General features: G+C 65.2%; 10 protein-coding genes and 1 pseudogene. All 11 read left to right on the top strand.

Annotation, left to right across the window (positions count from 1 at the left end; genetic code table 11):
* The coding region (locus DA1_RS29065) for a phage capsid family protein (RefSeq protein WP_155737676.1) at nt 1-247 on the top strand (247 nt) is incomplete at its 5' end.
* A gap of 26 nt (nt 248-273) precedes the next feature.
* Nucleotides 274-723, top strand: a complete 450-nt coding sequence (locus DA1_RS29060; protein ID WP_013803291.1) for a hypothetical protein — start codon at nt 274-276, stop codon at nt 721-723.
* A gap of 87 nt (nt 724-810) precedes the next feature.
* Nucleotides 811-1,194 carry a hypothetical protein gene (locus DA1_RS29055; RefSeq protein ID WP_034391702.1) on the top strand — a complete coding sequence of 128 codons (384 nt, stop codon included), beginning with the start codon at nt 811-813 and terminating at the stop codon, nt 1,192-1,194.
* Nucleotides 1,195-1,222: 28 nt separating this feature from the next.
* On the top strand, nt 1,223-1,819 hold the full coding sequence (locus DA1_RS29050; RefSeq protein ID WP_174549426.1) for a hypothetical protein: 597 nt from the start codon (nt 1,223-1,225) through the stop codon (nt 1,817-1,819).
* Nucleotides 1,810-2,442: a phage adaptor protein gene (locus DA1_RS29045; protein ID WP_034391705.1), complete on the top strand. Its 633-nt coding sequence runs from the start codon at nt 1,810-1,812 to the stop codon at nt 2,440-2,442. The genes DA1_RS29050 and DA1_RS29045 overlap by 10 nt, the downstream gene beginning before the upstream one ends.
* 69 nt (nt 2,443-2,511) lie before the next feature.
* Nucleotides 2,512-2,928 (top strand): phage tail fiber protein, encoded by a 417-nt coding sequence (locus DA1_RS29040; RefSeq protein WP_034398312.1) that lies wholly within the window; start codon nt 2,512-2,514, stop codon nt 2,926-2,928.
* Between the two features lie 3 nt (nt 2,929-2,931).
* Entirely contained in the window at nt 2,932-3,978 is a 1,047-nt protein-coding gene (locus tag DA1_RS29035; RefSeq protein ID WP_034391707.1) for a phage fiber-tail adaptor protein, read from the top strand.
* A gap of 2 nt (nt 3,979-3,980) precedes the next feature.
* Nucleotides 3,981-5,318 (top strand): hypothetical protein, encoded by a 1,338-nt coding sequence (locus DA1_RS29030; protein WP_034391710.1) that lies wholly within the window; start codon nt 3,981-3,983, stop codon nt 5,316-5,318.
* The gene (locus DA1_RS30835) at nt 5,318-6,658 is read left to right on the top strand and encodes a beta propeller repeat protein (RefSeq protein WP_155294195.1); all 1,341 of its coding nucleotides are present in this window, start codon (nt 5,318-5,320) and stop codon (nt 6,656-6,658) included. The genes DA1_RS29030 and DA1_RS30835 overlap by 1 nt, the downstream gene beginning before the upstream one ends.
* 68 nt (nt 6,659-6,726) lie before the next feature.
* Nucleotides 6,727-6,993 (top strand): hypothetical protein, encoded by a 267-nt coding sequence (locus DA1_RS29025; RefSeq protein WP_155294196.1) that lies wholly within the window; start codon nt 6,727-6,729, stop codon nt 6,991-6,993.
* A 33-nt stretch (nt 6,994-7,026) separates the two neighbouring features.
* Nucleotides 7,027-7,530: pseudogene (locus tag DA1_RS29020) on the top strand (hypothetical protein); the annotation flags it as partial.

The following is a 7,530-nucleotide window of genomic DNA, read 5'->3' as shown; positions in this document are numbered from 1 at the left end:
CGGTGCCACGGGCGACCTGGAAACGGCGCGCGCGCTGTTCATGGGTGCGCAGGCCGGCGTGATGGCGTTCGGCTCGCCGGGCACGGGCATGCGCTACGGCTGGCATGAGGAAACCCGCGACAACGGCAACCAGGTCGTGATCACCACGTCGTCCATCTTCGGCGTCAAGAAGTCGGTCTTCGAGATCGAGGGCGAGAAGCAGGACCACGGCGTCTACGGCATCGACACGGCCGCTGCTTCGCGCTGATCCCCACCGAACGAAAGGAGTCATTCATGGCTTTCAAGCAACTCAGTGCCGTGGCCGCAGGCCATCAGGCCCCCATCACCCCCGGCGGCTCCGAGCTGGTGCGCTCGCGCTTCGGCCAGCCCCTGGCAGTGGCAGACCACGCAGTGGGTACCCGTGGCGTCATCGGCATCCTGCCCGCCGGCATGCTGCCCGTGTCGCTGTACATCCGCGTGCCTGCTGCCCTGGGCGCGGGCTTCAAGGCCTCCATTGGCCTGGCGGATGCGGCTGGCGACATCAGCACAGCGGCCGACGACGGCGGCGGCGCCTGGGTGACGGACAACGATGTGGGTGCAGCCGGTGGTTACGCGCACCTCGTGCCAGCGGCCTTCGCCAAACTCGCAACCAAGGATGAAGACCGACGCATCATCCTCAAGGTTTCGGGCGCAGGCACGGCTGCCGGCCTGTTCACGCTGGACCTGATCTACACGAACGCCTGACAGCGCGCTCATGTGTGCGCCCCCGCAAGGGGCTTTCCCCGGTGGCATCGGCCGCCGGGGCTTTTTGAACCCCGGAGAACCATCACCATGAAGCTGTTCACTTCGCTGCCCGCACGCAAGGACGGAACCCTGATCGTGCGCATCAAGGGCGCCATCTATGTTTTCGAGGGCAAGCCGCTGGCCTGCGACGTCGAGAACGAGGCCCATGCCGAGCATCTGCGCGCCGGCAACTTCCAGACCGAGGAGGAGTTCGAGGCCGAGCAGAAATTCCAGCGCCTGGCCGCCGAGCGCGAAGCCCGCCGCGCGACCCTGGACGGCAAGGCCCCGTCCTCGCGCGGCACCTTCTCGCCAGGCATGGGCTCTGGCGATGATGACGACCTGGACGGCGGCACCGGTATGCCCCAGGAATCCGACTCGGCCCCCACCGGCCGCGTGCGCAAGGCCTCGCGCGCTTCCAACGTGACCGGCTGATCGCACCATGGCCAGCTGGGAGAACTGGATGCCTGAGCTGGTCCTGGCCGCCCCCAAGGCGCCGGTCCCGCTCATCCATATGGCGCTGAACCGCGCCGCGCGCACCTTCCTCAAGGCCACGCGCGCCTGGCAGGAATGGCTGGAGCCCACGGACGTGACCGGCGAGGCCTTCGCCGAATACACCTTCGAGCTGCCCCAGGGCGCGGAGCTGCTGCGCCTGGAGCGGGCCACGCTGGCCGGGCGCCCGCTGGCGGTGGCGAAGGCGCGCGACCTGCCTGCCGATCCCTGGCAGCACGAGCTGCGCGGCAAGCTCTACCTGGTCACGACCAACCTGCGCGAATTCACTGTGCGCACGGGCAGCGCGGGCCGGCTGCAGGTCTATGCTTCGCTGATGCCGTCCCTGCGCGGCAACAGCGTGCCCGATGAGGTGGCCTCGCTCTATCATGAGGCGATCCGCGAGGGCGCCAAGGCCGAGCTGCTGGCTACCGAGGGCACGGACTACTACAAGCCCGACCAGGCCGGCGTGGCCCTGGCGTTCTTCCTGCGCGCCATGGATGACGCCACAGCCGACGTGTGGCGCTCCAACACCAGCCGCGGCTCGCGGGGGAGGGCATCATGGCTTTGACCGTGGCCCAGCTGCTGGACGATGCAGCGCGCGACCTGCAGGACAAGGGGCACATCCGCTGGACCCGTGCGGATCTGCTGGACTGGTTCAACGCCGCCCAGCGCGCCTTTGCCGAGCAGCGGCCGGACCAGATGGCCCAGCCGCGCGACCTGGTGCTGGCCGCCGGGTGGCGGCAGGAGCTGCCGGCCGACGTGCTCACGCTGATCGACATCACGAACAACGCCAACGCCACGCAGCGGCGAATCACCAAGACTGACCTGTGGGTGCTGGACGCCGTGGCCGGCGCCTGGCGCTCAGGCTCGCCGGGCCGAGAGGTGCAGCACTACATGCACGACCTGGGCACGCCGCAGGAATTCCTGGTCTATCCGCCCGTGGCCGCCGGCACCAAGGTGCGCGCCATGGTGGGTGTCGCGGCCGTGGACCTGGCCGACGAGAACGGGAAGCCCAGCGTGCCCGAGCGCTGGATGGACGCGCTGCGGCACTTCGTGCTGTTCCGTGCTTGGTCCATCGACGCCGAGTTCGGCGGCAACGCGACCATCGCGGCGGCGCACCGTGCTCTCTACAACGAGGCGCTGGGCATTCAGGCCCAGGCTGCGGCCACCACGGCCGTGGCCCAGAAGTGAACCAAGCCTGCCATCCTGGCGGGCATCTTCAATCGGGGCGCTGGAGTGCTCGAAGCCATAGGAGCCGTCATGGCTGGTTTCAGCACATCCCTCGCCAACGCGATCATCAGCGCCACGCTGCGCAAGCAGGCCTTCCCGGCCATCCGCAACGCCTACTTCGCCCTGTTCACGGCCGACCCTACCGACGCCTTCACCGCCGGCACCGAGGTGGCAGCACCGTGGTACCAGCGCGTGGCTACGGGCGCCTTTGCCGCGCCCAACAACGGCGCCACATACAACGCCGTGCGTGCGGAGTTTCCGCCCGTCACGGGCGCCCAGGTCACGGTCACGCACATCGGGATCATGGAAGGTGACTCGGCCACCGATGGCACGGCCACGCTCATGTATTCCGAGCCGCTTCCGTCGCCGCGCACGCTGCAGATCAACGACGTGTTCGTGGTGGACAGCCAGGCGCTGACGGGCGACTTCACGCTGCAGCTGCTGTAAGCCATGAACCGGGGCCCTCTCAACGGGTTCGCGCTCAACGGCCGGTCAGCCGATCCCGTGGTGCGCATCCGCGTGGACGCCAAGGGATATGCCCGCGTCCGCGTGGGCGGGCGCGTGCTCGCCTATGCCGTGGTGAACTCGGCCCCCGCTGCTGCGCTGACAGGCCCGCTGGGCCGTGTGCACGCCAAGCTCTCGGCGGACTCCGTGGCGCGGGCGGCTGTGGAGGGCGTGCTGAGCCGGATTCACGTCCGCAGCCTGCTGGCCGCCACCGGCCGCGCGGTCCTCAAGGTCACGCTGCCGCCGGTCTACGGGCGCGTGGTGGCCAAGGCCACGGCCCGGGCTACTGTCAACGCCCTTGTGCTGGCACGCAGTCCCGTGGCGGCCGTCACACAGGCACAGTTCGCACCCAAGACGCACCTGCTGCGTCGCGGCCCTGTCCAGTCGGCGCCGGCGGCGCGCGGCAAGGCGGATGGGCAGATCTACGTGCGCCGCTGGCTGCGCTCGCCCGTGGACGGCAAGGGCCAGGCCTTCGTCGTGACCCAGGGCCGCGTCGAGGCGCGGCTGGCCGTGCTGGCCCAGGGCCTGGCGCGCGGCGCCGTCGATCCGCACCGCCTGGTGCGCGCGCCGCTCGCGGCCCAGGGCGTGGCCTTCATCGACATCGACCCGGCCGTGCACAGGCGCCTGCCCTTCGATGAGGCAGCGCCCGAATCCCGAACCTTCCTCGTGCCCGCAGGAATGACCACCTTCTACGTTACCGACCAAGGGCAGAGCATGTTCCGTGCATCCCCCATGCAGCCTGCAGACACGCAGGACTACGACATCGAGTTCGCCGACTGGTTTCCGCCAGGCGACGAGATTGTTTCCGTCGAGCTCAAAGTGCGTCCGGCCATGACCATGCCGCCGTCCTATGCCTTCGTGGGCCAGCGCGTGAAGGTCTGGGTCTACGCGGGCGGCGCCGATGGCCAGAAGTACCAGATCAGCGTGGCCGCCACGACCAACGACGGCCGCACCAAGGAGGTGGAGCTGATCGTGCCCATCAAGGAAAAATAGAAATGCCGCAGCTGTTCCTCAACAACTTCCAGACGCAGTTCATTGCTGACGTGCGCGCGGCGCCGCAGACAGGCGCCCCGGCCACCGAGCTGGACTATGGCGTGCTGCGCGTGTCCGATGGCGCGGCCGGCCTGCTGCGCAACCCCGAGCCGGGCTCCTGGTATGTGCTGACAGCCTACAAGCGCAGCGGTTCGCTGGAGTCGGACTACGAGGTCCTGCACATCACGGCCGTGGACAACTCGGTCATCGGTGAATGCCGGCTCACGGTCTTGCGTGGCCAGGAAGGCACGGCGCCGCGCTCCTACGTGGCTGGCGACCTGCTGGAGCTGCGCCTGACCGCAGGCGGCATGGGCGTGAAGGTGGACCGGGAAGACGGCAAGGGCCTGAGCGCCAATGACTTCACCAACGCCGAGAAGGCCAAGCTGGAGGGCATCGCCGCCCAGGCCACCAAGAACGCCACGGACGCGCAGCTGCGCGACCGGACCACGCATACCGGCGCCCAGGCGATCAGCACCATCACGGGCCTGCAGGCCGCCCTCGATGCGCGTGCGCCCAAGGAGAACCCCACGTTCACGGGCACAGTGTCGGGCATCAGCAAGGCCATGGTGGGCCTGCCCAACGTGGACAACACGGCCGACGCGGACAAGCCCGTGAGTACCGCGCAGCAGGCGGCCCTGGCCAACAAGGTGGACAAGGTGGCGGGCAAGGGCCTGTCCACTGAGGACTTCACCAGCGCAGAGAAAGCCAAGCTGGAAGGCGTGGCCGCGCAGGCCACCAAGAACGCCACGGACGCCCAGCTACGCGACCGCAGCACGCACACAGGCACGCAGGCCATCAGCACGGTGGCGGGCCTGCAGGGCGCGCTCGATGGCCGGCTCAAGCTGCGGACCTTCTCCAGCGCGGAGCCGGCCGGTGGTTCGCCGGGTGACACCTGGGTCAACACCTCGGACAGCCGCGCCTGGATCGAGTACGCCTGGTTCGAGGACGGCAGCGGTGGCAAGTGGCGGCGCCTGGGGCCGGCTGCCGATGGCGCGGGCCTGTCCTCGAATACCGCCGTGCTCACGTCCGCGAACAACGGCGCGACCTTGCCTGTGGGCCAGGTCACGCGCGTCAACACGGCGGCAGGCCCGGTGACGCTGCTTGCGCCTGCGGCCTCGGCCGTGGACCTGCGTTTCGGGGTGCGGGACCACGGCAAGAGTTTTGGAACCAACACATTGACGATCAATCCGCAAGGCGCCGATTTGCTGATGGGGATGAATGTCGGCCTGGATGCCGATTTTAATTTGCCCGGTGAGTTGAGTTTTCGTTGTGTGCAGATTGGCCGATGGGAGATGGAATAATGAATCAGAGTTTGAGCGATTTGCTGGGAGTCAATAGCCTGCCACCCATTGGCAGCGTCAACCTTTTACCCGACGTGTCAGATCCCTATGGGATACAAAGGGCACAGGGCAAAACTTATTTGCGCGCTGGGACGCTAGCTAGGTCTGCGATATTTCCCAAAATTCCGGACTACCTTAAACCTGTCGGGCATATGGCGGCAAAATCCAGCCAGCCCCCGAACGCTCCCATAAGTGACATGGCAACCGACGGGAAAAATACGGTGGTTGCAGTGGCTTACGACAGTACCGTATTTGTTTCCACAGATGCGGGAGACAACTGGATCTCGCGCGGAAAGCTTGCCAGTGCTTCCGGATATTCTTGGTCTGTTGCTACAGATGGCAATGGTGTATGGCTTGCAATGGCGCGAGATGGGACAATTATCCGTTCCACGGACAATTTTACATCATGGGCTGGAACACTCACTCCCGCACAAGCGGCCCTCCCGGGCGGTACGACGTATTCCTGCAGACTCGACTATGTCAATGGAGAATTCTGGGTTTCACGTTTGAACCTGTCGCTTAATATGGCAGCAGCCAATAATAACCATCTTTACCGCCTCAGTTCTACAGGAACCACACTGACTGCTGTCAGCTTGCCGGCAACCGGTGCCAATAGCGCGAGCTATTCGCTGTGTGGAGTTGCCGGAAATGGTAGAAGTCTTTTTGTTGTTTTTAACATGGCTGGCGTAGGCTCCTATGCAAATGGAAACACCACCTACACCTACGTCTATCAGTTTGATACAAATCTGGGTGCATTTTCGCAGCCTTACGTGATTTGTGTGCATCCGGCAATGACCATGGCATGGGATGAACAGCAGCAATTGTGGTTGGTCTATGGTAATAACGTTTATTATGTTGGTGGGACTTATTCCTACAGCATGGACGTTCGCCTGTATGATGCCGATATGAAGCTGGTTACTTCATGGATCCCAGCAACATCGAGCACCCCAGGGGAGGGCTACTATCCTACTGGCCCCGTGGGCGAAGTCGTTTCTTGGGGTAGTTGGGGCGCAATGCTGAAACCCAACCGAAATTATTGCCTTGATGCCTACGGAAAATCGGGCGCTGGAGTTGCCTCCAATTGTTATTTTACGCAACGTCCTATGGGCGGGAAAATTGAAGTTGCCGCATTTTCGCCTGGAACATCATATCTGGGAGCGGGAGTCAAAGTGAATAGAGATTTGGTTATTGTTTATTCGCATGGCGGTTCGCGGGACGTTTTTCGTGCTGTCTCTTATGTCGGGCTGCCCTACCCAAACAAGCCTTCAACCGATACCTCCATGTTTTTGAGGGTGGCATGATGAATCAGTCTGATTTTTTCAACGTCCCGCATCCACAACCGGAACTGACGCCAGGTCAGTTTCGCACCTTGCTGACCTTGAGCGAGCAGCGCATCCTGGACAACTTCGACGTGCAGGAGTTCGCGACCTTCAATCCCAAGATCAAGGATCTTTCCATCGACCAGCGCGCTGACGTGCGCACGGGGATTGCCACCTACCGCGACAGCACCAGCGTGGATTTGAGCGACACCCGCACCGTCACCTTCATCAACATGATGGGCGCTTACGGCCTGCTGGACAGCGAGGAGCGCGCGGCGCAGATCCTGGCGGGCCAGGTGCCGGCCCTGGCCGTTTAGGGCGCCGGTGCCAAGCCTGCCAGGGTAGCGGGCATGACCACCTACAAGCTGTCCGCATTCCCGGGCGAGGCGCCCAGCATGTCTGATCGCGCGCTGGGCGCGAACTTCGCCCGGGAGCACTTCAATCTCTTCCTGCCAAGCTCCGAGTTCTGGCCGCTGGCCACCGACCGGCACCACTCGGCATGCCTGGCCGGCACCCGCACGCTGCACCGCTTCGCGCGAGATGCCAGCGGAGCCGTGGTGCAGAACCCGGCCGCGCCCATCCGCTCCTGGGCGCAGGAACTGTCCCTCGTCAAGGGCCAGATCAACGACGAGGCCACCGAGCGCACCTACCAGACCACCAACGACGGCAGCGCGGCGCCGCGTGCGCTGGACGTGCGCGGCAACGACCGGCTGCTGGGCGTGGTGCGCCCGGTCAAGCCAACGGTCACCCTGCAGGTGGTGGACGAGTTCACGACCGAGGAGGCCAAGACCTGGCTGTATGGCGACTTCGCCGAGCTGGTGCGCGCGGACCTGCTGGCCACGGTGATCCAGCAC

Source organism: Delftia acidovorans NBRC 14950 (assembly GCF_001598795.1).
Taxonomy (GTDB): Bacteria; Pseudomonadota; Gammaproteobacteria; order Burkholderiales; family Burkholderiaceae_C; genus Comamonas; species Comamonas acidovorans.
This window is presented reverse-complemented; position numbering and strand designations above follow the sequence as displayed.